Source organism: Nocardia sp. JW2 (assembly GCF_051843015.1).
GTDB classification, from domain to species: Bacteria; Actinomycetota; Actinomycetes; order Mycobacteriales; family Mycobacteriaceae; genus Nocardia; species Nocardia coubleae.
Window position 1 is genome coordinate 34,734 of the sequence record NZ_JBPXLK010000005.1, and the last position, 24,841, is coordinate 59,574.

Genomic DNA, 24,841 nt, shown 5'->3' on the forward strand with positions numbered 1-24,841 from the left:
AACGATGGACAAGACAACGTGCTGCATCGTCGGCGGCGGACCGGCCGGGATGATGGCGGGCCTGCTGCTGGCGCGCGCGGGCGTGGAGGTCACCGTGCTGGAAAAGCACCCCGACTTCCTGCGCGACTTCCGCGGCGACACCGTCCATCCGTCGACGATTCGGCTGCTCGACCAGCTCGGGCTCGGCGCCGAATTCGCCCGTCTCCCCCAGTCCGTGCTGACCACCCTGCGCGTCTACGCGGGCGACCGCACGGTCGTCGCCGCCGACTTCACCAGGGTCCCCGGCCGGTACCGGCACATCGCGATGGTGCCGCAGTGGGATTTCCTCGACCTGCTGGCCGGGGCCGCCGCCGAGGAACCCGGGTTCACCCTGCGGATGCGCTCGACCGTCACCGGGCTCGTCAAGGAGTCCGGCACGGTCGTCGGCGTGCGCTACCTCGACGCGACGGGCGACACGCACACACTGCGCGCCGACCTCGTCATCGCCTGCGACGGACGCGATTCCGTGGCACGAGAGTCGGCGGGCCTGCTTCAGCGAAGCGAGGACGTACCGATGGACATGTGGTTCTTCCGCATCCCCAAAGCCGTCGACGACAGCGCGAGCGGAGCCGTACAGACCCGGTTCACCAGCGGAAACTCGGCCGTGGCGATCGATCGCGGCGACTACTACCAAACCGGATACATCATCGAGAAGGGTTGCGACGCAACGCTACGGGCCGAGCACGACGTGCAGTGGCTGCGGGATCGGATCGGCGAGCTGTTCGACTGGCCGGGCGAGGCGCTGGCACACATCCGGTCCTGGGACGACGTCAAGTTGCTCGAGGTGACCGTCGGGATGCTCGAACGCTGGCACGTGCCCGGCCTGCTGTGCATCGGCGACGCGGCGCACACCATGTCGCCGGTCGGCGGTGTGGGCGTGAACCTCGCCATCCAGGACGCCGTCGCCGCCGCCCGCCTACTCGCGCGACCCCTGCTCGACGGCACCGTCACCACCGCCGACCTCGACAAGGTGCAGCGCAGGCGAATGCTGCCCGCGAGCTTCACCCAGCGCTCGCAGCGCGGCGAACACGAGCTTCTCATCGCTCCCGCCCTGCGCGGCGACCTGGACGCCGCACCGCTGCCGCTGCGCGTGGTCGACGCGATGCCCGCGCTCGCCGGGCTCACCGCGTACTTGGGCGGTATCGGACTTCGGCCGGAGCACGCACCCGACTTCGCCCGGCGTCCACCGGTCGGCGCGGACCCTTTGAATCCAGCTCACTGAACTGTGGATTCGTACGCCGATCACGATTGTTGGTTGTGGTCTTGCCCGACGCCCGGGTCGTGACGGGGGAGAACTTTCCGAAAAGCTGATCAGCGGCTAAGTTTGCCGCGATGACCGGGCGTGCGTGGCCCGGTGCGGGCAGCAGGAGGATGGCGCGATGAGGTTCGGCAAGATGTTCGGCGCGGCGGTGCTGGCAGTGGGAGTCGGTGTCGCGGGGGTCGGGATCGGACACGCCGAGCCGGCGCCCGCCCCGGAATTCCTCGGCCTGCGTGGGGTCGACAAGGGCGTGAACTACGAGGTCAGCGCGACCAACGACCGGCGCGCGGTGGTCACCAGCATCGACACCGGCCGCTTCGAGCTGGTCCACGACGCGAAAGTCGTTGCCATCACCGATGATTCGGGAGCGGTAGTGGCAGCGCTGCCGATGGTCGTGCGGGTCGGCGAGCACGCGGTGCCGCTCACTCCGAGCATCGACGCCGAGGGTTCGCGACTCACCCTCACCCCGGTCGGCGAATCCGAGACCCCCGTCCGCGACATCAGCGCGCAGGAACGGTTCTTCGCCGAAACCCAACGGCTGCAGCCGGAGATCATCCAGGGCGCGGCGATCGGTGCTGCCATCGGATTCGTTCTCGGCTTCCCCCTCGGGCTGTTCGTCCTCGACTTCATCACGGTGCCCGTAGCTACCGTTGCCGGTGCCGCGATCGGTGCGCTCGCGGGGTACGCGATGGCCGGTGGTCAGCCGGCGATCGACACCGCGTTCGCGTACGTCACCGGAGCGCCCTGAGTCGCGACCCGCGATACATCGGGTAGGCCGAGTCCTTCCCTCGCGCCGTCGGTCACGCTCGCGCGCACCCCGCTCAGGGTGCACGCTGCCGCCTTACCGCTGACGTGCGCGATACGCGGCGACGGCATTGCGGTTTCCGCAGGTGGTGCTGCAGTAGCGCTTCGAGCGGTTGCGGGACAGGTCCAGGACCAGGCCTTCGCAGTCGTCGTCGGCGCAGATCGACAGCCGGCTCAGGTCGTCGGCGCGGATGACATCGATCATCGCCATGGCGGTTTCCACCGCGATGCGCACCGGGAGCGCGGCCTCGGCGGGGACGGCGTGCACGTGGTAGTCGACGCTGCCGTGGCGGACCAGCTGCGGCACGGCGCGGTGCTCGCGCAGGATCTCGTTCACCAGCGTGACGGCGGTGTCGCGGTCGCTGGTCAGCAACCGGCGTAGCGGGCCGCGCAGGGCACGCACCTCGGAGAGTTCCGCCGCGTCGCTCCGGTGCGCGCCCGTGTAGTCGTGCCGGACGAAGAACTCGTCGAGCTGGGCGATCTCGGTGAGCGTGTCCGGCTCGACGGCGGAATTCACCAGCTCCACAGCCGACAGCAGCGCCGCCTCGGTGTCATGAGCAAAAACCATGTTGACAGATTACGCCATGGTTCCTACCGTCATTAGTCATGGAGACTTTGACCCATGACGCGGCGGCCCGGCGGTTGCGTACCGGCTTGCTCTTCGCCCTCGCCTCGGCCACCTCGTTCGGACTCTCCGGGCCACTCGCGCGTGGGTTGATGAACGCGGGCTGGAGTGCGGCCGCGGTAGTCGCCGTGCGGGTGCTGCTCGCAGGCGTCGTGTTGTTGCCGCTGGCCTGGCCGCATCTGCGCGACAACCGGAAGCTGTTGCGCAGCAATGCGAAACTCATCGTCGCCTACGGTTTGGTCGCCGTAGCGGGCACGCAGCTCGCCTACTTCAACGCGGTCGCGCGCATGGAGGTCGGCACCGCGTTGCTCATCGAATTCGCGGCGCCGATCGCGGTGGTCGGCTGGTTGTGGGTGCGGCACCGGCAGCGCCCCGGCGCGGCGACCGTCGCCGGTGCGATTCTCGGTATCACCGGCCTGATGCTGGTGCTCGACGTGGTCTCCGGCGTCTCCACCGACCCCGTCGGCATCATCTGGGCCCTCGGCTCGATGGTCGGCGCGGCAACCTATTTCGTGCTCTCCGACCAGGGCAGCGACCTACCCGGCACCGTCCTCGCCGCAGGCGGTCTCCTCATCGGCGGCGTGGTCCTGCTCGCGGCCGGAACCATCGGCATCGTCCCCCTGCGCGCCACCACGAACCCCGTGGTCTTCGACGATTTCACCACCCCCTGGTGGCTGCCGATCCTCCTCATCGGCATCGTCACCGCCGCCATCTCCTACGTCACCGGCATCGCCGCCACCCGCCGCCTCGGCTCCCGCCTGGCCTCCTTCGTAGCCCTCACCGAAGTCCTCGCCGCCCTGGTCTTCGCCTGGCTCCTCCTCGGCGAAGCCCCCGGCCTCGTCCAACTCCTCGGCGGCGCCTTGATCCTCCTGGGCGTCATCGCCGTCCGCCTCGGCGAACCCGCCATCACCACCGTCGGCGACCCCGAATCCCCCACCGCCGAACCCCAACTCGACCGGTCATGAGTCCTGTCCTCAGTCATCCGAGGACACGCGGCGCCCGCGTCCTCGCTGCTCGGCCGCGGCAGCAGGCAGGCCGCGGGCAGGTTGCTCGAAGTCCCTCGCTCACCAGCGATAGTCGAGGAACTTGCCGTCCAGGGTGATGACGACACGGTCGCCGTCGGGGTGGGGGCGGCGAGCGCAGGCTTTCGGCGACGGTGTCGTCCAGGTCGAGCAGCGCACAGACGGCGGCCGCCTGCTCCTGGGTCATCGGGTGCTGGCCGAGCAGGGCCGCGGTCGTCCAGACCAGTGGTGCGCCGATCGACTCCGCGATGCTCACCCACGTGATGCCCTTGCGGAGACGGGCGGCGACGATCAGATCGGCGGCGACGGACTTGGGCAGGATCGGTTGCATGCGGGCTCCTCGATTCGGGGTCGCCGCCAGCCTGCCCGGTACCGCTGGCGCTGATCGCCAAGCGGCGCGGGGTCACCGTGCGCTCGATGTTGCGGAACTGGGGGCTGGTCTTCGTCGGCAACTTCGCGGGCGCGTTCACCGTGGCTGTGATGATGGTAATCGCCTACCGATCGCGATATTCCGCCTCCGCGATGGTCAGCCCGGTTCCGGGCATCGTGATCGTCAGGAGGCCGGTATCGGTGTTCCAGGAAGCCTGGACGTCGCCCGCTGAATACGGGATGTCATAGAACAAGCCACGATTCGGTGCGATTCCGACATGCATTTCGTATTCGGTGCTCAGCAGCCCCGGTGTGGTGCGGTGGTACACGCAGTACGACCGCGCGGAATCAGGGCGGCAGCTGACGACCACCTGGTCCGACATCCAATGACTCGCAACCCAATAGGTGGTGAACGCGGACGCCAGTACGCCGATCACAGCGAACACGACCACGACTACCTGAGACCTCACGTGGCGAAATCTACGCGTACCGACCGCTGACAGCCACACTGATTCCGCTTGGAACATGTCATCGACAGGCTCCAGAAAAGACGAGCGGAGGCAGGGGGACGGTAGTGGTGCCGGTACTCTGGATTGATCCCCATGCGGCGCGATCCAGGCGGTGAAGGTGCACGATCCGATGGCAGAAGTCGAGCGGGCGCTGGCCGCGCGGGTCGGGTGGAATCGGGTCGATGACCATCTGATCTACGCCTGCGAGATGCTGTCGCGGCTGCGGGCGGGTGGGATTGCGGCGCTCGAGCCGTACCCGACGTCGATCGGGTTGGCGGAACGGGAGGTCTGCCTCGGCGAAGGGCTTGGAGTATGGGCGGCGTTTCGGAGTCCTGAGGTGCCGCCGCCGTTGCCGCCGGCGATCGCCACACCAGTGATCGCCGCTGTCAGCCCGCCGACGCCGGTCGTCCTCCCGGCACGTGGCAGTTCACGCCGCGATATCCAACGGGCGCGCACAGCCGCCAGCGCGGCGGCCTACAACGCCAGGCAGCAAAACCAACAGTTGGCGGCTCAGATGGTGTGGGCGGCGGCCGAGGCCGCGCGTGCGGCGAACGCCGCGGCGGCAGCAGCCCGCGAGCAGGCGATGGCGCCGCGCTGGATGCCGGAGCCGGAGGGCCGGATAACCCTGACGAATCGACGGATCCACCTCACCAACCACTATCGCTCGTCGCCGATTCCGCTCGCCGCGTTGGAGCACATCGAGCTGACGCAACCCGACCGGCTCCGAATCCGCTTCACCGAAGCGACCACCTCGCACTACCTCGAATTGGCGACAGCCTGGGCGGCGCCGGCCTTCCTGCTCGCCGCCCATGCGAGATTCCCCAACCACCCACAATTGATCAGCGGCTCGTGGTTGCCGCACGACTTCGAGGAACGCTGTCATATCGCGGGCAGAACCTGTCCCCGAATCCGCTGACCCGAAAACGACGAACGCCCCGCTCCTCGAAAGGAGCGGGGCGTTCGGTTACTGCTTAGCGGTAGTCGCTGAAGCCGTAGTCGTCCAGCGGCACCGCGGCACCGGTGGAGGAGCCGAAGCTGTCCGGCGAGTAGTAGGTGTCGTCGTAGGACGGCACCGCGTACGCGGCGGCACGGGCTTCTTCGGTCGGCTGCACCTGGATGTTGCGGTAACGGTTGATACCGGTACCGGCCGGGATGAGCTTACCGATGATCACGTTCTCCTTCAGGCCGATCAGCTTGTCGGAGCGGCAGTTGATGGCCGCGTCCGTCAGCACTCGGGTGGTCTCCTGGAAGGAGGCCGCCGACAGCCACGAATCGGTGGCCAGCGACGCCTTGGTGATACCCATCAGCACCGGACGGCCGGAGGCGGGCTCGCCACCTTCGGCGACCACGCGACGGTTCGAGGCCTCGAACTCGGCACGCTCGGTGAGCGAACCGGGCAGGAACTCCGTGGCACCCGAATCGATGATCGTCACGCGACGCAGCATCTGGCGCACGATGACCTCGATGTGCTTGTCGTGGATCGACACACCCTGCGAGCGGTAGACCTCCTGGACCTCGTGGACCAGGTGGACCTGCACCTGACGGGGACCCATCACGCGCAGCACCTCGTGCGGATCGGCAGCGCCCTCGAGCAGCTGCTGACCCACCTCCACGTGGTCACCGTCGGCCAGCAGGCGCTCGGAGCCGTCGTCGTGCTTGAACACCCGCAGACGCTGACGCTTCGAGAGCTTGTCGTAGACGACTTCCTCCGACCCGTCATCAGGGATGATCGTGATCTTGTAGAAGCGGTCGTCGTCCTCGAGACGCACCCGGCCCGAGACCTCCGCGATCGGCGCCTTGCCCTTGGGGACACGGGCCTCGAAGAGCTCCTGAACACGCGGCAGACCACCGGTGATGTCGTCGCCTGCGACGCCACCCTGGTGGAAGGTACGCATGGTCAGCTGGGTACCGGGCTCACCGATGGACTGGGCGGCGACGATGCCGACGGCCTCGCCGATGTCGACCAGCTTGCCGGTGGCCATCGAACGGCCGTAGCAGGTGGCGCAGACGCCGGTGCCGGTGGTGCAGGTCAGCACGGAGCGGACCTTCACCTCGGTGATACCGGCCTCGAGCAGCGCCTCCAGCGCGGGGTCGCCGAGGTCGGCACCCTTCGCCACGATGACGTTGCCGCTCGCGTCGACCGCGTCCTGTGCCAGGGTGCGGGCGAAGGTCGAGGTCTCCACGTGCGCGTCACGGATGATCGTGCCGTCGGCCTGCTTCTCCGCGATCGGCACCACGATGCCGCGCTCGGTGCCACAGTCGTGCTCGCGCACGATGACGTCCTGCGAGACGTCGACCAGACGACGGGTCAGGTAACCCGAGTCGGCGGTACGAAGCGCGGTGTCGGCCAGACCCTTACGAGCACCGTGGGTGTTGATGAAGTACTCGAGCACGGTCAGGCCCTCACGGAACGAGGACTTGATCGGGCGCGGGATGAACTCACCCTTCGGGTTCGTCACCAGACCCTTCATACCGGCGAGGGTACGGGTCTGGGTGAAGTTACCCGTGGCACCCGAGTCGACGATCGTGATGATCGGGTTGTCGGCCGGGTAGTGGGTGCGCAGCGCCGCACCGACCTCTTCGGTCGCTTCCTGCCAGATCTTGACCAGGGCGTTGTTGCGCTCCTGGTGATCGAGGGCACCACGCTGGTACTTCTTCTCGATCTGGTCGGCCATGCCCTCGTAACGCTCCATGATGTCGGCCTTCTCCGGCGGAACGAGCACGTCCGACATGGAGACGGTGACACCCGAACGCGTGGCCCAGTAGAAGCCCGCGTCCTTGAGCTTGTCGACGGTCTGGGCGACGACGATCATCGGGTAGCGCTCGGCCAGATCGTTGATGATCGTGGCCTGACGCTTCTTCGGCATCGGCTCGTTGATGAACGCGTAGTCCGCCGGGAGCAGCTCGTTGAAGATCACGCGACCGAGCGTGGTCTCGGCGAGCCAGGCATCGCCACGGTGCCAGCCCTCGGGGAACAGCTCCGCCTCGATCTCCTTCGGCGGGCGCTGCTCGGTGAGCCGCACCTTGATCATCGAACGCACGGTGAGCTCACCGCGGTCGACGGCCATCTGCGCCTCGGCGGGCGAGGAGTACACGCCGAACTCCGGGGTGTCCTTGCCGCCGGCCCGGTAGGTGCCGACACCGTTCTCGTCGAGACGAGTCAGGTAGAACAGGCCGGTCACCATGTCCAGACGCGGCATCGCCAGCGGGCGACCCGACGCCGGGGACAGGATGTTGTTCGACGACAGCATCAGGATGCGCGCCTCGGCCTGCGCCTCCGCCGACAGCGGAAGGTGCACGGCCATCTGGTCACCGTCGAAGTCGGCGTTGAACGCCTCACACACCAGCGGGTGCAGCTGGATGGCCTTGCCTTCCACCAGCTGCGGCTCGAAGGCCTGGATACCGAGGCGGTGCAGGGTGGGCGCACGGTTCAGCATCACCGGGTGCTCGGCGATGACCTCTTCGAGGACATCCCACACCTGGGGACGCTGACGCTCGACCATCCGCTTGGCGGACTTGATGTTCTGCGCGTGGTTGAGATCGACCAGTCGCTTCATGACGAACGGCTTGAACAGCTCGAGCGCCATCAGCTTCGGCAGACCACACTGGTGCAGCTTCAGCTGCGGACCGACCACGATGACCGAACGGCCCGAGTAGTCGACACGCTTACCGAGCAGGTTCTGACGGAAACGACCCTGCTTGCCCTTGAGCAGATCGCTCAGCGACTTCAGCGGGCGGTTACCCGGACCGGTGACCGGGCGACCACGACGACCGTTGTCGAACAGCGCGTCGACGGACTCCTGCAGCATCCGCTTCTCGTTGTTGACGATGATCTCGGGCGCACCCAGATCGATCAGTCGCTTGAGGCGGTTGTTGCGGTTGATCACGCGGCGGTACAGGTCGTTCAGGTCGGAGGTGGCGAAACGGCCACCGTCGAGCTGGACCATCGGGCGCAGCTCCGGCGGGATCACCGGAACGGCGTCGAGCACCATGCCCATGGGCGAGTTGCCGTTGGCCTGGAAGGCCGCGACGACCTTGAGGCGCTTGAGCGCGCGCAGCTTCTTCTGGCCCTTACCGCTGCGGATGGTCTCGCGCAGCGACTCGGCCTCGGCGTCGATGTCGAAGTTCTCCATCAGCTTCTGGATGGACTCCGCACCCATGGCACCGGTGAAGTACTCGCCGTAACGGTCGACGAGCTCGCGGTAGAGCACCTCGTCGACGATGAGCTGCTTGACCGACAGCTTGGTGAAGGTGGTCCAGATCTCGTCGAGACGATCCAGCTCACGCTGGGCGCGGTCGCGCAGCTGACGCATCTCGCGCTCGCCGCCGTCCTTGACCTTGCGGCGCACGTCGGACTTGGCGCCCTCGGCCTCCAGCTCGGCCAGGTCGGCCTCGAGCTTCTGCGCGCGGGCCTCGAGATCGGCGTCGCGCTGATCGGCGACAGCCTTCTTCTCGACCTCCATCTCGGCCTCGAGGGTGCTGAGCTCGTTGTGGCGCAGCTCCTCGTCGACACCGACGATGACGTAGGCGGCGAAGTAGATGATCTTCTCGAGATCCTTCGGCGCCAGATCAAGCAGGTAGCCCAAGCGCGACGGAACGCCCTTGAAGTACCAGATGTGGGTGACCGGTGCGGCCAGCTCGATGTGGCCCATGCGCTCACGACGCACCTTGGCGCGAGTCACCTCGACGCCACAGCGCTCACAGATGATGCCCTTGAAGCGGACGCGCTTGTACTTGCCGCAGTAGCACTCCCAGTCCCGGGTGGGGCCGAAGATCTTCTCGCAGAAGAGCCCGTCCTTCTCCGGCTTGAGCGTGCGGTAGTTGATGGTCTCCGGCTTCTTGACCTCGCCGTAGGACCAGTTGCGAATGTCTTCGGCAGAGGCCAGGCCGATCCGGAGTTCATCGAAGAAGTTGACGTCTAGCACGTAACTTCCTTTCCCCTGTTCGGGTCGAATTCGAGCAAAAGTTCACTAGTTGTCGAGCGCGGTGCGCGATGCGGGCGCCTTTTCCGGAGACGCCCGCACCGCGCTTACCACCTAGTTCGCCAAATCGTCGACAGTGGCCGCTTCGTTCCTGGACAGGTTGATGCCCAGGTTCGCCGCGGCGCGCTCCAGATCCTCGTCGTCACCGTCACGCATCTCGATCGCGGCGCCGTCCGAAGACAGGACCTCCACGTTGAGGCACAGCGACTGGAGTTCCTTGAGGAGCACCTTGAACGACTCCGGAATGCCCGGCTCCGGAATGTTCTCGCCCTTGACGATGGCCTCGTAGACCTTCACGCGGCCGACCACGTCGTCGGACTTGATGGTCAGGAGCTCCTGCAGCGTGTACGCCGCACCGTAGGCCTGCATGGCCCAGCACTCCATCTCACCGAAACGCTGACCACCGAACTGCGCCTTACCACCCAGCGGCTGCTGCGTGATCATCGAGTACGGACCGGTCGAACGCGCGTGGATCTTGTCGTCGACCAGGTGGTGCAGCTTCAGGATGTACATGTAACCGACCGCGACCGGGTACGGGAACGGCTCGCCGGAACGACCGTCGAACAGGGTCGCCTTGCCATCGGCGTCGACCATCCGCTCACCGTCACGGTTGGGCAGCGTCGAGCCGAGCAGACCGGTGAGCTCGTTGTCCTTCGCGCCGTCGAAGACGGGCGTCGCGATGTTCGAGTCGGCCGGTGCGGCCAGCATCTCCTCGGGCAGCGTGGCCGCCCACTCGGGACGAGTGCCGTCCGAGGCCACATCGATGTTCCAGCCGGCCTTACCGATCCACCCGAGATGGGTTTCCAGGATCTGGCCGATGTTCATACGACGCGGCACACCGTGGGTGTTCAGGATGATGTCGACCGGGGTGCCGTCGGGCATGAACGGCATGTCCTCCACGGGGAGGATCTTGCCGATGACGCCCTTGTTGCCGTGGCGGCCTGCGAGCTTGTCGCCGTCCTGGATCTTGCGCTTCTGCGCCACGTAGACCCGGACCAGCTCGTTCACGCCGGGAGGCAGATCGTCGTCGTCCTCGCGCGAGAACACGCGGATGCCGATGACCTTGCCGGACTCACCGTGGGGCACCTTCAGCGAGGTGTCGCGCACTTCGCGCGCCTTCTCACCGAAGATGGCACGCAGCAGGCGCTCTTCCGGGGTGAGCTCGGTCTCGCCCTTGGGCGTGACCTTGCCGACCAGGATGTCGCCGTCGCGGACCTCGGCACCGATGCGGATGATGCCGCGCTCGTCCAGGTCGGCCAGCACCTCGTCGGAGACGTTCGGGATGTCCCGGGTGATCTCCTCGGCGCCCAGCTTGGTGTCGCGGGCGTCGATCTCGTGCTCTTCGATGTGGATCGAGGTGAGAACGTCCTCTTCCACGAGGCGCTGCGACAGGATGATCGCGTCCTCGTAGTTGTGGCCTTCCCACGGCATGATCGCGACGAGCAAGTTCTTGCCGAGCGCCATCTCACCGTTCTCGGTGCAGGGACCGTCGGCCAGCACCTGACCGGCCTCCACCCGCTGACCCTCGTCCACGATCGGACGCTGGTTGGAGCAGGTGCCCTGGTTGGAGCGGTTGAACTTGCGCATCCGGTAGGACTTGCGGCTGCCGTCGTCGGCCATCACGGTGACGTAGTCGGCCGAGACTTCCTCGACAACACCCGACTTCTCGTTCACCACGACATCGCCGGCGTCGACCGCGGCGCGCAGCTCCATACCGGTGCCCACGATGGGAGCCTCGGAACGGATCAGCGGCACGGCCTGACGCTGCATGTTCGCACCCATGAGGGCACGGTTGGCGTCGTCGTGCTCGAGGAACGGGATCATGGCCGTCGCGACCGACACCATCTGGCGCGGCGAGATGTCCATGTAGTCGACCTGCGACGGCGAGACGAACTCGACCTCTTCACCGGCGCGCCGCACGAGGACCTTCTCCTCGATGAAGCGACCCTCGGCGTCGACCGGCGAGTTGGCCTGCGCGCGGACGTAACGGTCTTCCTCGTCGGCCGTGAGGTACTTGACCTCGTCGGTGACCTTGCCGTCGACGACCTTGCGGTACGGCGTCTCGATGAAGCCGAACGGGTTGACCCGCGCGTACACCGACAGCGAACCGATCAGGCCGATGTTCGGGCCTTCCGGGGTCTCGATCGGGCACATGCGGCCGTAGTGCGACGGGTGGACGTCACGAACTTCCAGACCGGCACGCTCACGGGACAGACCACCCGGGCCGAGCGCCGACAGGCGGCGCTTGTGGGTGAGACCCGACAGCGGGTTGTTCTGGTCCATGAACTGCGACAGCTGGGAGGTTCCGAAGAACTCCTTGATCGCCGCGACCACGGGACGGATGTTGATCAGGGTCTGCGGCGTGATCGCCTCGACGTCCTGAGTCGTCATCCGTTCGCGGACCACGCGCTCCATGCGGGACAGGCCCACGCGGATCTGGTTCTGGATCAGCTCGCCGACGGTGCGCAGACGACGGTTACCGAAGTGGTCGATGTCGTCGATCTCGACGGGGACCTCTTCGCCGCCGGGGGCGGTCATCGAGCGGTCACCGGCGTGCAGACGCACCAGGTACTCGATGGTGTCGACGATGTCTTCCTTGGTGAGCACCGAGGAAGTGACCGGCTTGTCGAGGTTGATGCCGAGCTTCTTGTTGATCTTGTACCGACCGACGCGCGCCAGGTCGTAGCGCTTCTCCTTGAAGAACAGGTTCTCCAGCAGAGTCTGCGCGGACTCCTTGGTCGGCGGCTCGCCCGGACGCAGCTTGCGGTAGATGTCGAGCAGCGCCTCGTCCTGGCCGGGCGTGCTGTCCTTCTCCAGGGTCGACATCATGATCTCGGAGAAGCCGAAACGCTCGACGATCTCCTCGGTGGTCATGCCGAGTGCCTTGAGCAGCACGGTGACCGGCTGACGGCGCTTGCGGTCGATGCGGACACCGACGGTGTCGCGCTTGTCGACGTCGAATTCCAGCCAGGCGCCGCGCGACGGGATCACGCGCACGCTGTGCAGGTCCTTCTCGGTGGCCTTGTCGATGCTGTGATCGAAGTACACGCCGGGGGAACGCACGAGCTGGGAGACGACGACACGCTCGGTGCCGTTGATGATGAAGGTGCCCTTGTCGGTCATCATGGGGAAATCACCCATGAAGACGGTCTGGCTCTTGATCTCGCCGGTGTTGTTGTTGATGAACTCCGCGGTGACGAACAGAGGCGCCGCGTAGGTCATGTCCTTCTCTTTGCACTCATCGATGGAGGCCTTGACCTCTTCGAAGCGTGGGTCGGAGAACGACAGGGACATCGAACCGGAGAAATCCTCGATCGGCGAGAGCTCTTCGAGCACCTCTTCGAGGCCGCCTGCGAGACCGACGTCGCCGCGTGCGGCCGCCTTCTCACGCCAGTCGGGAGAACCGACCAACCAGGCGAACGAGTCCGTTTGTAGGTCGAGAAGTCCGGGCACCTCCAAGGGCTCTCGGATCTTCGCGAACGAAACCCTCAACGGGGCTCCGGGGATACCAGCCTTGGTCTGGGTGGAGACTGCCAAGATGCGTCCTTCCAGCACCTCACGCGCGTCGCGTGGTGGTCCGCGACCGTCGCTTGTCTGCTACGAATTCCGCTGGTTACAACCCGAACGAAACCCGAACAGGCAGCAGCGGAAGTAACACCGGAAGGGTGGAACTTACGTGTGCGAATCAAGGTGTGGACAGGAGGCAGCCAGCGCAACGTCCAAACTTACACCCCTATGCAAGGGGGTGTCAACATACCATCCGAGTCATCACTCGGACGGCAAACGCGCCGAAGTCCCGGGACGCTGGCCGCGTCGGAAACTCGGGCGCCGAAGCCCCTGTAACAGCAGACGCTGTTGTGAATAGGGTGACGGTTCGCGACCGGCTCGTCAAGTGGCGCGGCGGCTCCGTGTCCGAGATCGAGATCGCCTGGCGCGCTGGGCATCCCCGCCCGAACCGCGGTTATTTTACCCGCGACACGCCGTGTGCGCCATCCCGCGAAACGCCAGGTCAGGGCGCTTTCCGGCACCGTAACGCGAAAGGCCCCGGGCGAACCCGGGGCCTTTCGAGACGAAACTTGTCAGCCGTTGGTCTGGCCGTGCGGCATCGCTTTGAACGATTCGGTGGGGTGATCGTTGCCCCCGTAGGCGGCCATCACCTGGGTGTCGTCGGACTCGGCCAGCGACTCGCGGATGGCGGCCTGGGCCGCGGCGGGCAGGGTGTGCATGATCTCGCGCACACGGGCCTGGCGGCGGTAGACAGCCTGGCGTGCGGGCATGCCCGGCTCGGCCTTCATCTGCGGGATGATGCCCTCGATCTCCTCGGCGCCACCGTGGTGGTGACCGGCGTCGACGAGCGCCTGCTCGCGCGCCATCTGCGCCTCGTCCTTCTCCTCGGACATACCGATCGGGCCGATCATGCGGCCGTTGAGGAACTGCTTGACCACCGGCTCCTCGCTGGTGAGCAGCACCTCACGCGGGCCGAACATCACCAGCTGACGACGGAACAGCATGCCGATGTTGTCGGGCACGGTACGGGCCAGGTTGATGTTGTGCGTCACGATGAGGATCGTCGCGTCGATCTGGGCGTTGATGTTGAGCAGCAGCTGCGCCAGGTACGAGGTACGCACCGGGTCGAGGCCGGAGTCGGGCTCGTCGACGAGGATGATCTGCGGGTCGAGCACCAGCGCGCGGGCCAGGCCGGCGCGCTTGCGCATACCACCGGAGATCTCGCCGGGCAGTTTGTTCTCCGCGCCGAGCAGACCGGTGAGCTCGAGCTTCTCCATCACGATGCGACGGATCTCGGTTTCCGACTTCTTGGTGTGCTCGCGCAGCGGAAACGCGATGTTGTCGAACAGATTCATCGAGCCGAACAGCGCGCCGTCCTGGAAAAGGACGCCGAACAGTTTGCGGATCTCGTAGAGCTCCTTGTTGGAGCAGGTGGTGATATCGGTGCCATCGATGAAGATGGACCCGCGCTCGGGCCGCAGCAGACCGATGAGCGATTTCAGGAACACCGACTTACCCGTACCCGAGGGGCCGAGCAGCGCGCTCACCTCGCCCGAAGGGAGCGTGATCGACACGTCCTGCCAAATTCGCTGTGAACCGAAGGACTTGGTTACACCCTCGGTCCTGACCTCGACGCCCACGCCTACCTCCATTGATCCTGCGAGCACCCCACCCGCTCACCGCGCGCTCACATCTCGGCGGTGCGTCACGACACTGTGGGTCCGGTCACTGTAACCCATGAGTGAGACGGGGCACACCTCTACATGACTGAAGAGTAACCCCGACCATGCGCTACAGCGCGTATCACTTTCCCATGTCCGTATATATAACAAACGGGCGGCCCCCTGAGGGACCGCCCGTTCGTCTACGCGAAGCGCTGAATTACTTGACCGAGACCTTGGCGCCGGCCTCTTCCAGCTTCGCCTTGGCAGCCTCGGCGGCGTCCTTGGCGACCTTCTCCAGGATCGGCTTCGGGGCACCCTCGACCAGGTCCTTGGCTTCCTTCAGGCCCAGGCCCGAGACGATCTCACGGACCACCTTGATGACCTGGATCTTCTTGTCGCCCGCACCCTCGAGGATGACGTCGAACTCGTCCTGCTCCTCAGCGGCCTCGGCCGGAGCAGCGGCGCCACCGGCGGCGGCGACGGCGACGGGGGCAGCAGCGGTGACCTCGAACTTCTCCTCGAACGCCTTCACAAAGCCCGAGAGCTCCAGCAGGGTCATCTCCGAGAAAACGTCGAGCAGCTCTTCGGTGGACAGCTTGGCCATGATTGTTCCTTTCGGTGGTGAATGTCTTGGTGCGCGGGCGGTAACACCCGTGCGGGGGTATTACTCGGCAGCGCCTTCGGCCTGCTTCTTCTCCTGCAGCGCGGCGGCCAGACGGGCCACCTGACCGGCAGGAGCCGAGAACAGCCCGGCAGCCTTGGACATGTTGCCCTTCATCGCGCCTGCCAGCTTGGCCAGCAGGACCTCACGGCTCTCGAGGTCGGCGATCTTCTCGACCTCGGACACGGACAGCGCAGCGCCGTCCATGTAGCCGCCCTTGATGATGAGCGCCTTGTTCTCCTTGGCGAAGGTCTTGATGGCCTTCGCGGCGTCGACCGGCTCACCCTGGATGAAGGTGATGGCGGTCGGTCCGACGAACAAGTCGTCAAGGCCCTCGATGCCCGCTTCCGCGGCCGCACGCTTGACCAGGGTGTTCTTGGCGACGGAGTACGTGGCACCGGCGCCCAGCGCGCGACGCAGCTCGGTGAGCTTGCCGACCGACAGGCCACGGTATTCCGTGACGACAGTGGCCGTGGAGTTCTTGAACTGCTCCGCGATCTCCGCGACAGCGGTGACCTTTTCAGGCTTCGCCATACTTCGCCTCCTCTCTGATGTCGGTTCGTGAACGCGCACTACCGAATCAGGGGCCGGCGACAAAACTAACGCCCCGGACGCAAGGCGTACCGGGGCGCGAAAGAATAGAATTCTTCTGCCTCAGCTCTCCCTGCGTGGGCCGCCGGCAATGTCGCCGGACCTTCGATCGAATACCGCACAGGCGGCATCGACGACCAACGGTCTTCGGTAGAACGAATGGGTAGTCGTCGAACAGGCCGACGACCGGATTCCACTGTACCTGCACCCGCCCCTATCTGCCAAAACGGGGTGCATGAGGCCCGAAACATCCGAATCCGGTGTGAGCCAGGCCACTTCGGTTCCTACATTGTGGTAGCAATCGCAGTCGAAAGGTGTTACGCGGGGTGACAGTAACCTGGTTCACTCCTGGCCTATGACAACTTCCGTAGTCGCTCCACCAGTGTTGCTGGACCGGCGTTCCCGGCGATTCCTCGCACTCGCCGTGATCTGTCTGGCCGAACTGCTGGTCGTCCTCGACAACACCATCGTCAACGTCGCCCTCCCCTCCATCGGCGTCCAGCTCGCCACCGGCGTCTCCGGCCTGCAATGGGTCGTCGACGCCTACACCCTCACCTTCGCCGGACTGCTCCTGGCCGCGGGCAACCTCGGTGACCGGTACGGCCGTAGGCGGATCATGACGATCGGCTTGGTCGGCATCGCGATCATGTCGGTCGGCGGCGCGCTCGCCGAGTCGATGACGCAGGTCATCGCGGCCCGCGCGGCGATGGGCGTCTTCGCCGCCGCCGTCTTCCCCGCCACCCTCGCCCTGATCATCAACATCTTCACCGACCGGCGCGAACGCGCGCTCGCCATCGCCGCCTGGACCGCGATGGCGGGCTTCGCCATCGCCATCGGCCCGATCTCGGGCGGCTGGCTGCTCGAACACTTCAGCTGGCACTCGGTGTTCTGGATCAATGTGCCGGTGGCGCTCGCCGCGTTGATCGCGACGCTGATCTGGGTGCCGGAATCGCGAGCCGACCAGGTCGGCAAGCTGGATCTACCCGGGATCGGACTCTCGATCGCCGGCATCACGCTGGTGGTGTGGGCGATCATCGAGGCGCCGCACAACGGCTGGCTCTCGCTCACCACCCTGTGCACCGCCACCCTCGGAGCGCTCCTGCTCGCCGCCTTCGTGATCTGGGAATTGCGCACGCCCGCACCGATTCTCGACATGCGCCTGTTCCGCAATCGACGATTCTCGTTGCCCGCTTTGGCCATTGCCATCGGCTACTTCTCGATGTTCGGGTTCCTGTTCCTGATCACGCAGTACTTCCAGGGCGTCCGCGAATACACGCCACTGGAATTCGGTATCGCCTCGCTGCCGTTCGCGTTCTCGGTGGCGATCGGCGCCCCCGTCGCGACCCTGCTCGCGCAACGGGTCGGCACGACGGCGGTCCTGGTGATCGGCCTGCTGCTCACCGGTCTCGGCCTCTACCTGGGCGGACAGGTCACCGTGGACAGCAGCTACCTGATCGGGGTGCTGCCGTCGATGGTGTCGATGGCACTCGGCCTCGGCATCGTGCAGGGACCGGCCACCGAATCGATCATGTCGGCGCTGCCCCTGAAGGAGGCGGGTGCCGGTTCGGCCGTCAACGACACCACCCGTGAGATCGGCGGCACCCTCGGCGTCGCGGTCCTCGGCTCGATCGTCGCCTCGTACTACACCAGCCGGATCGGTGCCCGGATCGACGCCATCCCGGTGGGCATCATGAACGACAACGAGAAGAGCCTGGTCAAGGCCAGCCCGCTCAGCGTCCTCGAACTGCGCAAACGCGAACTGGCACCCTTCTTCGAGACCCAGCGCGAGAACCTCATCGTCGCCATGAAGACCGCGACCCTCCAGGGCGCGCACGCCGCCTCCCTCGTCGCGACCGGCGCGGTTCTCGTCTGCGCCGTGATCGTGGCGATCTTCCTGCCCTGGAAACCACACCGCGGCGAATCCGTACTGCTCGCCTGGCGCGACACCGACGACACCGAGCGCTGAAACGCCGAGAGGGTGGGAACGCAGTGCGTTCCCACCCTCTCGGTTGATCAGGAGCTACCTGTCAGAAGCTCACGCGTCCTCGTCGAGGAGGTTGCGGGTGCGGTTCGGGTCCACCGGGATGCCCGGGCCGGTGTTGGTCGAAACCGTGATCTTCTTGACGTAGCGACCCTTGGCGGTCGACGGCTTCACACGCAGGATCTCGTCCAGCGCGGCACCGTAGTTCTCCACCAGCTTCGAGTCGTCGAACGACGCCTTGCCGATGACGAAGTGCAGGTTGGCCTGCTTGTCGACGCGGAAGTTGATCTTGCCGCCCTTGATGTCGTTGACGGCCTTGGTCACATCGTTGGTGACGGTGCCCGTCTTCGGGTTCGGCATCAGACCACGCGGGCCGAGGACACGCGCGATGCGGCCGACCTTGGCCATCTGGTCCGGGGTGGCGATCGCGGCGTCGAAGTCGAGCCAGCCGCCCTGGATCCGCTCGATCAGGTCCTCGGCGCCAACGGCGTCGGCACCGGCGGCTTCGGCCTCGGCGGCCTTCTCGCCGGCGGCGAACACGATGACGCGGGCGGTCTTACCGGTGCCGTGCGGCAGGTTGACGGTGCCACGGACCATCTGGTCGGCCTTGCGGGGATCCACGCCGAGACGAACGGCGACCTCGACGGTCGCGTCGGTCTTGGTGGTCGCGGTCTCCTTCGCCAGGCGCGCGGCGGCCAGCGGGGAGTACAGCTTGTCGCGATCGACCTTCTCAGCAGCGGCGAGATACGCCTTGCTTCGCTTTGCCATGTTTGTCTGTCCTTAATCTGGTTCAGAAGTGGTTGTCGGGCCTGGCCGGCCCTCCCACTCGGATTGCTGGAAGATCAGCCTTCGACGGTGATGCCCATCGAGCGCGCGGTGCCGGCGATGATCTTCGCGGCCTGCTCGATGTCGTTGGCGTTCAGGTCTTCCTGCTTGGTCTTGGCGATCTCACGGACCTGGTCCATGGTGACCTTGGCGACCTTGGTCTTGTGCGGCTCGGCCGAGCCCTTCTGCACACCGGCGGCCTTGAGCAGCAGCTTGGCGGCGGGCGGGGTCTTCAGCTTGAAGTCGAACGACCGGTCCTCGTACACCGAGATCTCGACCGGGATGACGTTGCCACGCTGCGACTCGGTCGCGGCGTTGTACGCCTTGCAGAACTCCATGATGTTGACGCCGTGCTGACCGAGCGCGGGGCCGACCGGAGGGGCCGGGTTCGCGGCGCCGGCCTGGATCTGCAGCTTGATGATCCCGGCGAGCTTCTTCTTCTTGGGGGGCATCTTTCTTCCTTGGGTTTCGGTTCCTTACGGTTGCCGTAAGCCTGTTGCGGGATCGCTCCCACGCCGGGTCCAAGCCCGGCATTCGCGCACGACCGTCACACCGGGCGGAAAACGCCTGGAGGGGGTCTACACACGAACTGTCACACTCTACCGAACCGCGTCGCGGGCGCCGCAGCCGGGAGGGTCGGGAAACGACAACGGCACCGCCGAGGCGGTGCCGTTGCGAAGCTGGTTCGAGTTAGATCTTGGAAACCTGGGTGAAGTTCAGCTCCACCGGGGTCTCGCGACCGAAGATCGACACGAGCACCTTGAGCTTCTGCTGCTCGGCGTTGACCTCGCTGATGCTGGCGGGCAGCGTCGCGAACGGGCCGTCCATCACGGTGACCGACTCGCCGACCTCGAAGTCGACCTCGATGGTCGGCTTGCCCGCGGCGGTGGCACCGGTGTCGGCACCACCCGAAGCGGCGGCGGCGGCCGCCTTCTTCTGGGCCTGCGCACCGGCCGGGACCAGGAACTTCACGACCTCGTTGATGGTCAGCGGGGTGGGCTTGGCGCCCGGGCCGCCGCCGGTCATACCGACGAAACCGGTGACGCCGGGGGTGTTGCGCACCGCGCCCCACGACTCGTTGTTCAGTTCCATCCGGACCAGGATGTAGCCGGGCAGCACCTTGCGGTTGACGTTCTTCTTCTGCCCGTTCTTGATCTCGGTGACCTCTTCGGTCGGTACCTCGACCTGGAAGATGTAGTCCTCGAGTCCGAGGTTCTGCACGCGGGTCTCGAGGTTGGTCTTGACCTTGTTCTCGTAACCGGCGTAAGAGTGCACGACGTACCAGTCGCCGGGGACGCGGCGCAGCTTGGCCTTCATCGACTCGACGGGGTCGGCTTCGGGGTCTTCCTCGGTGGGAACCGTGGTGTCCTCGACGACGGCGTCGGCGGCCTCGTCAGCGAGCTCGGTGGTGGCCTCGACCTCGTCGGTGGCGTTGTCCGCCGCGACAGTGTCGTCAACCGGGAACTCGTCGTTGGTGTCGTTCTCCGGGGTGCTCACTGAGGCACTCGCTTCCTGTGTCGTCACGTACATCCTCTGGGCCGGGTCGGGTGCGCGGAGGCACACTCCGCCGTTCCGGCCCGCGATCGGCTACCGGCGTGGGTGTCGGCGATCAGCCGAACAGCCAGTCGACACCCTTGACGAACGCTACGTCGATCCCGGCGATGAACGCGACCATGAAGACCACGAACACCAGAACGACGGTCGTATAGGTGACCATCTGCTTCCGGTTGGGCCAGATCACCTTGCGCAGTTCCGCGATGACCTCTCGCAGGAACTTGAGCAGCCGCTTGAACGGGTTGCCCGTCTTGGCCTTACCGGCAGTCTTGTCCGCCTTGCGCGAGTTCGACGGCCGGTCGAGCATGGCCACCGAACCGGTGGTCGCCGGAGAGTCCGACGTGCGCGCACGACGAGCAGTCCGCTTGCCGCTCGGCCGAGTGGCAGCGGCGGTATCGTCGCCGTCTTCGGCGCGAGTATCCCGCTCGTCCGTCACGTCGATCCTCTCTCGTCGCTGGCATTCAGGGCAGGGGCGACAGGACTTGAACCTGCAACCTGCGGTTTTGGAGACCGCTGCTCTGCCAATTGAGCTACGCCCCTTCGGTTGGACCGGCCTGAGCCGATACGTCCAACCACAATCGATATTCGATTATCGACTCTTGCGAGCCGTCGTTTCCAGGGTCGGCATCACACACAACACGCGCGCCGCTTCCGTGGGAGCAGGCTCCCGGGAAGTCAGCGCGCAGCAGCCGGTGACCCCAGAGTCCCGAGTGTACGTTACCGCGTGGGCAATGTGCCAATCGGGACGCTCGACCAGGTCAGGCCAGCTGAACTGTTGCCGTGGCGCGGCCGAAGATCTTCTTGCCCGCCGATTTCGCCGTGATGGCGACGACAGCCGTTCGGGTCTCCGGGTCGACCGACTTCACCTTACCCGTGAAATCCACCTCGGCCGGTGCATCGGCACGCACGTAGACGGGGCTGGTGAAGCGCACGTTGTATTCCTTCACCGCGCCGGGGTCGCCGAGCCAGGAGGTGACGAAGCCGCCGCCGAGGCCCATGGTGAGCATGCCGTGGGCCACCACGTTGTCGAGGCCGACGAGTTTGACGATCTCGTCACTCCAGTGAATGGGGTTCGCGTCACCGGAGACGCCGGCGTAGTTCACCAGGTCGCCGCGGGTGAGCCGGACCGTCCGGGCGGGCAGTTCGTCGCCGACCGCGATGCTTTCGAAGGCGAGCGCGTGGGTACTGACCTGCGGTTCCGGGTTCTTGGTCACCGGGTCCGGGGTGATCGCGGCGAAGGCGTCGCTGGGCGCGTGGTGGGCCGGTTCGTCATCGCCGAGGCCGTGCATGAGCACATTGCGGACGGCCGCCGACATATTCGGATCGATATCACCGCCGCTGCGTCCGATGAGAGTGGTGTAGGTGGTGAGCACCAATTCGTCGTCGGCGTCGGTGACGATGTTCTTGGTCACGATGATGTCGCCGCCGAATGCCTGCCGGAACGAATGCAGATAAACGTCACAGGTGAGCCGATCGCCGACGCGGATCGGCCGGTGGAATTCCAGGATCTGATCGGTCTGCATGATCTGGCTGAGGTCGTATCCGGTGACGATCTCCTCGAACAACCGGCGCTGGGCCAGGATGCCGACCAGGGAGATGAAGGTGAGCGGGGCGAGCAGACCGGAGTGGCCGTATTCGCGCGCGATGTCCTCGTCCCAGTGCACCGGGTGGTAGTCCTGCACGGCGCGGGCGTATTCACGCACCTTTTCGCGACCGACCTCGTAATAGTCGTCGACCCGGTAGTGGTGGCCGACCATCGAGGCCGCGTGGGCGGCGGGATCGAATGGTTCGGCGGCTGCGGCCGAGACCGCTTCGTCAGTTCCGGTGTTCACTGTCACAGCGTGGCACATTACCGACTTGTGCGCGCGCACCCCTGTCGACCGGTCTGGAAAACGCACGAAGGCCGGACTTTCGTCCGGCCTTCGGCAGATGTTTTTGTTTTCGAGTCAGCGCGATTCGCGGTGCGCCCGGTGGGTGCCGCAGTTCGGGCAGAACTTCTTCAGCTCGAGGCGGTCCGGGTCGTTGCGCCGGTTCTTCTTGGTGATGTAGTTGCGGTGCTTGCACTCTTCGCAGGCCAAGGTGATCTTTGGCCGGACATCGGTGGACTTCGCGGCCACGATATGCCTTCTTTCCGGTCTGGGCTGAGTCGTTATTGGTAGCGATGGCCGGACTTGAACCGGCGACACAACGATTATGAGTCGTTTGCTCTACCGACTGAGCTACACCGCCACGGCGGACCTATTACGGTGGGGCCGGCGGGAAAGTCGGTCACCACCGGCAATCCGGCGAGCCCCCTAACGGAATCGAACCGTTGACCTTTTCCTTACCATGGAAACGCTCTGCCGACTGAGCTAAGGGGGCATGACTACGTGGCACAGAGTCTTGGTCGGCGAACCGATCAGAGCGACCCCGTGCTCCGGCGTCCTGAAAGAGATTACACACTGCAACCGATGAGCACCAAATCGCCAGGTGGGAGCAGCTTTTTGCCGCCAAACAGACCACTGATTGCGCAAGCACATGGGTAACTCACCGGGTACGGGCTGACTCAGCGCCTCGATCAAGCTTGCCGCGTCGAGAACCGGGTCACGCGCCTGAGTCTGGCCCAAAGTCCCGGGGAGGCGGAACAGAAAACCCCGCCGATCCTGTGATCGACGGGGTTCGATGTGGCAGATGTAGGATTCGAACCTACGTAGGCTTGCGCCGACAGATTTACAGTCTGCTCCCATTGGCCGCTCGGGCAATCTGCCTTGTGCGCCGTTTCCGGTGCGCTGAGCAGCTTACAACGAACCCACCCCGGGGATGCAAACCGCCTGCACAGACCCCCTGCGGGCGCGCGCTACGGCGCGTTACGGGTACAACTGTCTCGGCGGTGAGGCAGTCTTGCCGCGGAGTTGTACGGACCTTCCGAAGAACAGGAGCGCAGTGTGGCTGATTCGTCATTCGACGTGGTGAGCAAGGTCGACCGGCAGGAGGTCGACAATGCGCTGCATCAGGCGGAGAAGGAGCTGAACTCCCGCTACGACTTCAAGGGCACCGACGCCTCGATCGCCTGGTCCGGCGAGGAGGCCATCGTGCTCACCGCCAATGCCGAGGAGCGGGTGAAGGCGGCGCTCGAGGTGTTCAAGGAGAAGCTGATCCGGCGCGACATCTCGCTCAAGGCGTTCGACGCCGGCGAGCCGCAGGCCTCGGGCAAGGTGTTCAAGATCACCGGCACGCTGGTGCAGGGCATCGACACCGAGAAGGCCAAGAAGATCTCCAAGAAGATCCGCGACGAGGGCCCCAAGGGCGTGAAGGCGCAGATCCAGGGCGACGAGCTGCGGGTGAGCAGCAAGAAGCGCGACGATCTGCAGGCCGTGATCTCGCTGCTCAAGGGCGAGGACTTCGGTATCGCGCTGCAGTTCGTGAACTACCGCTAGTTCCTCAGTACCGGTGCGTTCCGCCCGCCATTTCCTCGAGCCGCCTGATGCGATCGGCGGTCGGGGGGTGGGTGGAGTACCAGCGGGCGATGCGGTCGCCCGCGCGGAACGGGTTGGCGATCATCAGGTGCGATTCGCTGGTGATCTTCGGGTCCGGCGGCAGGGGGGCCGCCTGGACGCCCCGTTCGATCTTGCGCAGTGCCGAGGCGAGGGCGAGCGGGTCGCCGGTGAGTTCGGCACCGGACTGGTCGGCCTGGTACTCGCGGGAACGTGACACCGCCATCTTGATCAGCCCGGCCGCGATCGGGCCCAGCAGCGAGACAAGCAACACGCCGATGACATTGGGGCCCTGCCCGTCGCGGTTGCCGAACGAACTCGCCAGGAACGCGAAGTTGGCCAGGCCGGTGATGACCGAGGCCATCGCGCCCGCCACCGACGAGATGAGAATGTCGCGGTTGTAGACGTGCGACAGTTCGTGGCCCAGCACCGCGCGTAACTCGCGTTCGTCGAGCAACTGCAGGATGCCGCTGGTACAGCACACCGCCGCGTGCCGGGGATTGCGCCCGGTGGCGAAGGCGTTCGGCGCGTTGGTCGGGCTGATGTAGAGGCGCGGCATCGGCTGTCGCGCCGCGGTCGCCAGTTCCCGCACGATGCGGTACATGACCGGGGCTTCCAGCTCGCTAACCGGTTGGGCGTGCATGGCCTTCAACGCCAGCTTGTCGCTGTTGAAATAGGCGTAGGCGTTCATCGCCACGGCCAGCACGATCGAGATGACGAGGATGGTCGGGCTGCGGAACATCGCGCCGATGGCGACGATGAGCGCCGACATGGCGACCATCAGCCCGATCGTTCGCAACATGCTGTTCCGCCTCTCCGCGATTTTTGGCCAGACTCCGGTGCGGGCGGGCTCGCGTTGGCGGCCAGACAGAGGTGGAGGGTCTGGTCAGCCCGTTCCCGGCGAGTTACCCATGTCCGTACGAGATCAGGTGTTGCTTTCGGATCCGGACGGGTTGCTCGCGTTTAGTGAACGGGTG

The 24,841-nt window shown here is 65.8% G+C and carries 20 protein-coding genes, 4 tRNA genes and 2 pseudogenes; 7 read left to right on the forward strand and 19 right to left on the reverse strand.

The window, feature by feature from the left end; all coding sequences use genetic code 11:
• The first annotated feature begins 4 nt into the window (after positions 1-4).
• On the forward strand, positions 5-1,261 hold the full coding sequence (locus tag ACSVDM_RS09420) for an FAD-dependent oxidoreductase (RefSeq protein ID WP_439264048.1): 1,257 nt from the start codon (positions 5-7) through the stop codon (positions 1,259-1,261).
• Positions 1,262-1,418: 157 nt separating this feature from the next.
• Positions 1,419-2,045, forward strand: coding sequence for a hypothetical protein (locus ACSVDM_RS09425; protein WP_439264049.1), 627 nt, complete (start codon positions 1,419-1,421; stop codon positions 2,043-2,045).
• 93 nt (positions 2,046-2,138) lie between these two features.
• On the opposite strand, the gene ACSVDM_RS09430 is transcribed toward ACSVDM_RS09425, so the two are convergent.
• The gene (locus ACSVDM_RS09430; RefSeq protein WP_439264050.1) at positions 2,139-2,669 is read right to left on the reverse strand and encodes a CGNR zinc finger domain-containing protein; all 531 of its coding nucleotides are present in this window, start codon (positions 2,667-2,669) and stop codon (positions 2,139-2,141) included.
• Positions 2,670-2,707: 38 nt separating this feature from the next.
• Between ACSVDM_RS09430 and ACSVDM_RS09435 the strand changes: the two genes are divergently transcribed.
• On the forward strand, positions 2,708-3,691 hold the full coding sequence (locus ACSVDM_RS09435) for an EamA family transporter (protein WP_439264051.1): 984 nt from the start codon (positions 2,708-2,710) through the stop codon (positions 3,689-3,691).
• A gap of 99 nt (positions 3,692-3,790) precedes the next feature.
• Here ACSVDM_RS09435 and ACSVDM_RS09440 read toward each other — a convergent pair.
• Positions 3,791-4,079, reverse strand: a pseudogene (locus ACSVDM_RS09440) (hypothetical protein).
• Between the two features lie 38 nt (positions 4,080-4,117).
• Between ACSVDM_RS09440 and ACSVDM_RS09445 the strand changes: the two are divergent.
• Positions 4,118-4,240 (forward strand): annotated as a pseudogene (locus ACSVDM_RS09445) (formate/nitrite transporter family protein); the annotation flags it as partial.
• 2 nt (positions 4,241-4,242) lie between these two features.
• On the opposite strand, the gene ACSVDM_RS09450 reads toward ACSVDM_RS09445, so the two are convergent.
• A complete protein-coding gene (locus ACSVDM_RS09450; protein WP_157105023.1) occupies positions 4,243-4,587 on the reverse strand; it encodes a hypothetical protein in 345 nt (114 codons plus the stop codon).
• 151 nt (positions 4,588-4,738) lie between these two features.
• Here ACSVDM_RS09450 and ACSVDM_RS09455 point away from each other — a divergent pair, with 151 nt between their 5' ends.
• On the forward strand, positions 4,739-5,542 hold the full coding sequence (locus tag ACSVDM_RS09455; RefSeq protein WP_439264052.1) for a hypothetical protein: 804 nt from the start codon (positions 4,739-4,741) through the stop codon (positions 5,540-5,542).
• A 55-nt stretch (positions 5,543-5,597) separates the two neighbouring features.
• On the opposite strand, the gene ACSVDM_RS09460 is transcribed toward ACSVDM_RS09455, so the two are convergent.
• From ACSVDM_RS09460 to rplJ, 5 genes are all read right to left on the reverse strand, one after another.
• A complete protein-coding gene (locus ACSVDM_RS09460; RefSeq protein WP_067485082.1) occupies positions 5,598-9,551 on the reverse strand; it encodes a DNA-directed RNA polymerase subunit beta' in 3,954 nt (1,317 codons plus the stop codon).
• Between the two features lie 111 nt (positions 9,552-9,662).
• Complete coding sequence (gene rpoB / locus ACSVDM_RS09465; protein ID WP_067485078.1) at positions 9,663-13,163, reverse strand: DNA-directed RNA polymerase subunit beta; 3,501 nt, start codon at positions 13,161-13,163, stop codon at positions 9,663-9,665.
• A 524-nt stretch (positions 13,164-13,687) separates the two neighbouring features.
• Complete coding sequence (locus ACSVDM_RS09470; RefSeq protein WP_067485076.1) at positions 13,688-14,767, reverse strand: ABC transporter ATP-binding protein; 1,080 nt, start codon at positions 14,765-14,767, stop codon at positions 13,688-13,690.
• A gap of 229 nt (positions 14,768-14,996) precedes the next feature.
• The gene (rplL, locus tag ACSVDM_RS09475) at positions 14,997-15,383 is read right to left on the reverse strand and encodes a 50S ribosomal protein L7/L12 (protein ID WP_067485073.1); all 387 of its coding nucleotides are present in this window, start codon (positions 15,381-15,383) and stop codon (positions 14,997-14,999) included.
• 60 nt (positions 15,384-15,443) lie between these two features.
• Positions 15,444-15,974, reverse strand: a complete 531-nt coding sequence (gene rplJ, locus ACSVDM_RS09480; RefSeq protein WP_067485070.1) for a 50S ribosomal protein L10 — start codon at positions 15,972-15,974, stop codon at positions 15,444-15,446.
• A gap of 412 nt (positions 15,975-16,386) precedes the next feature.
• Here rplJ and ACSVDM_RS09485 point away from each other — a divergent pair, with 412 nt between their 5' ends.
• Positions 16,387-17,997 carry an MFS transporter gene (locus ACSVDM_RS09485; protein ID WP_439264053.1) on the forward strand — a complete coding sequence of 537 codons (1,611 nt, stop codon included), beginning with the start codon at positions 16,387-16,389 and terminating at the stop codon, positions 17,995-17,997.
• Between the two features lie 69 nt (positions 17,998-18,066).
• On the opposite strand, the gene rplA is transcribed toward ACSVDM_RS09485, so the two are convergent.
• The 10 genes from rplA to ACSVDM_RS09535 form a co-directional block, all read right to left on the reverse strand.
• Positions 18,067-18,780, reverse strand: a complete 714-nt coding sequence (gene rplA, locus ACSVDM_RS09490; RefSeq protein ID WP_067485065.1) for a 50S ribosomal protein L1 — start codon at positions 18,778-18,780, stop codon at positions 18,067-18,069.
• A 74-nt stretch (positions 18,781-18,854) separates the two neighbouring features.
• Positions 18,855-19,289 carry a 50S ribosomal protein L11 gene (gene rplK, locus ACSVDM_RS09495; protein ID WP_067485062.1) on the reverse strand — a complete coding sequence of 145 codons (435 nt, stop codon included), beginning with the start codon at positions 19,287-19,289 and terminating at the stop codon, positions 18,855-18,857.
• A 238-nt stretch (positions 19,290-19,527) separates the two neighbouring features.
• Positions 19,528-20,334, reverse strand: a complete 807-nt coding sequence (gene nusG / locus ACSVDM_RS09500; RefSeq protein WP_225279207.1) for a transcription termination/antitermination protein NusG — start codon at positions 20,332-20,334, stop codon at positions 19,528-19,530.
• Between the two features lie 112 nt (positions 20,335-20,446).
• On the reverse strand, positions 20,447-20,827 hold the full coding sequence (secE, locus tag ACSVDM_RS09505; RefSeq protein ID WP_067641871.1) for a preprotein translocase subunit SecE: 381 nt from the start codon (positions 20,825-20,827) through the stop codon (positions 20,447-20,449).
• 31 nt (positions 20,828-20,858) lie between these two features.
• Positions 20,859-20,931 (reverse strand) — tRNA-Trp (locus ACSVDM_RS09510).
• A 218-nt stretch (positions 20,932-21,149) separates the two neighbouring features.
• Complete coding sequence (locus ACSVDM_RS09515) at positions 21,150-22,223, reverse strand: fused (3R)-hydroxyacyl-ACP dehydratase subunits HadA/HadB (protein WP_439264054.1); 1,074 nt, start codon at positions 22,221-22,223, stop codon at positions 21,150-21,152.
• A gap of 114 nt (positions 22,224-22,337) precedes the next feature.
• A complete protein-coding gene (gene rpmG / locus ACSVDM_RS09520; protein ID WP_019049401.1) occupies positions 22,338-22,508 on the reverse strand; it encodes a 50S ribosomal protein L33 in 171 nt (56 codons plus the stop codon).
• A 36-nt stretch (positions 22,509-22,544) separates the two neighbouring features.
• A tRNA-Met gene (locus tag ACSVDM_RS09525) sits at positions 22,545-22,620 on the reverse strand.
• Between the two features lie 59 nt (positions 22,621-22,679).
• Positions 22,680-22,752, reverse strand: a tRNA-Thr gene (locus tag ACSVDM_RS09530).
• Positions 22,753-23,055: 303 nt separating this feature from the next.
• Positions 23,056-23,138 (reverse strand) — tRNA-Tyr (locus ACSVDM_RS09535).
• A gap of 177 nt (positions 23,139-23,315) precedes the next feature.
• Between ACSVDM_RS09535 and ACSVDM_RS09540 the strand changes: the two genes are divergently transcribed.
• Complete coding sequence (locus tag ACSVDM_RS09540) at positions 23,316-23,807, forward strand: YajQ family cyclic di-GMP-binding protein (RefSeq protein ID WP_067485050.1); 492 nt, start codon at positions 23,316-23,318, stop codon at positions 23,805-23,807.
• Positions 23,808-23,811: 4 nt separating this feature from the next.
• Here ACSVDM_RS09540 and htpX read toward each other — a convergent pair whose 3' ends face one another.
• Entirely contained in the window at positions 23,812-24,666 is an 855-nt protein-coding gene (gene htpX / locus ACSVDM_RS09545) for a zinc metalloprotease HtpX (protein ID WP_067485047.1), read from the reverse strand.
• Between the last annotated feature and the right edge of the window lie 175 nt (positions 24,667-24,841).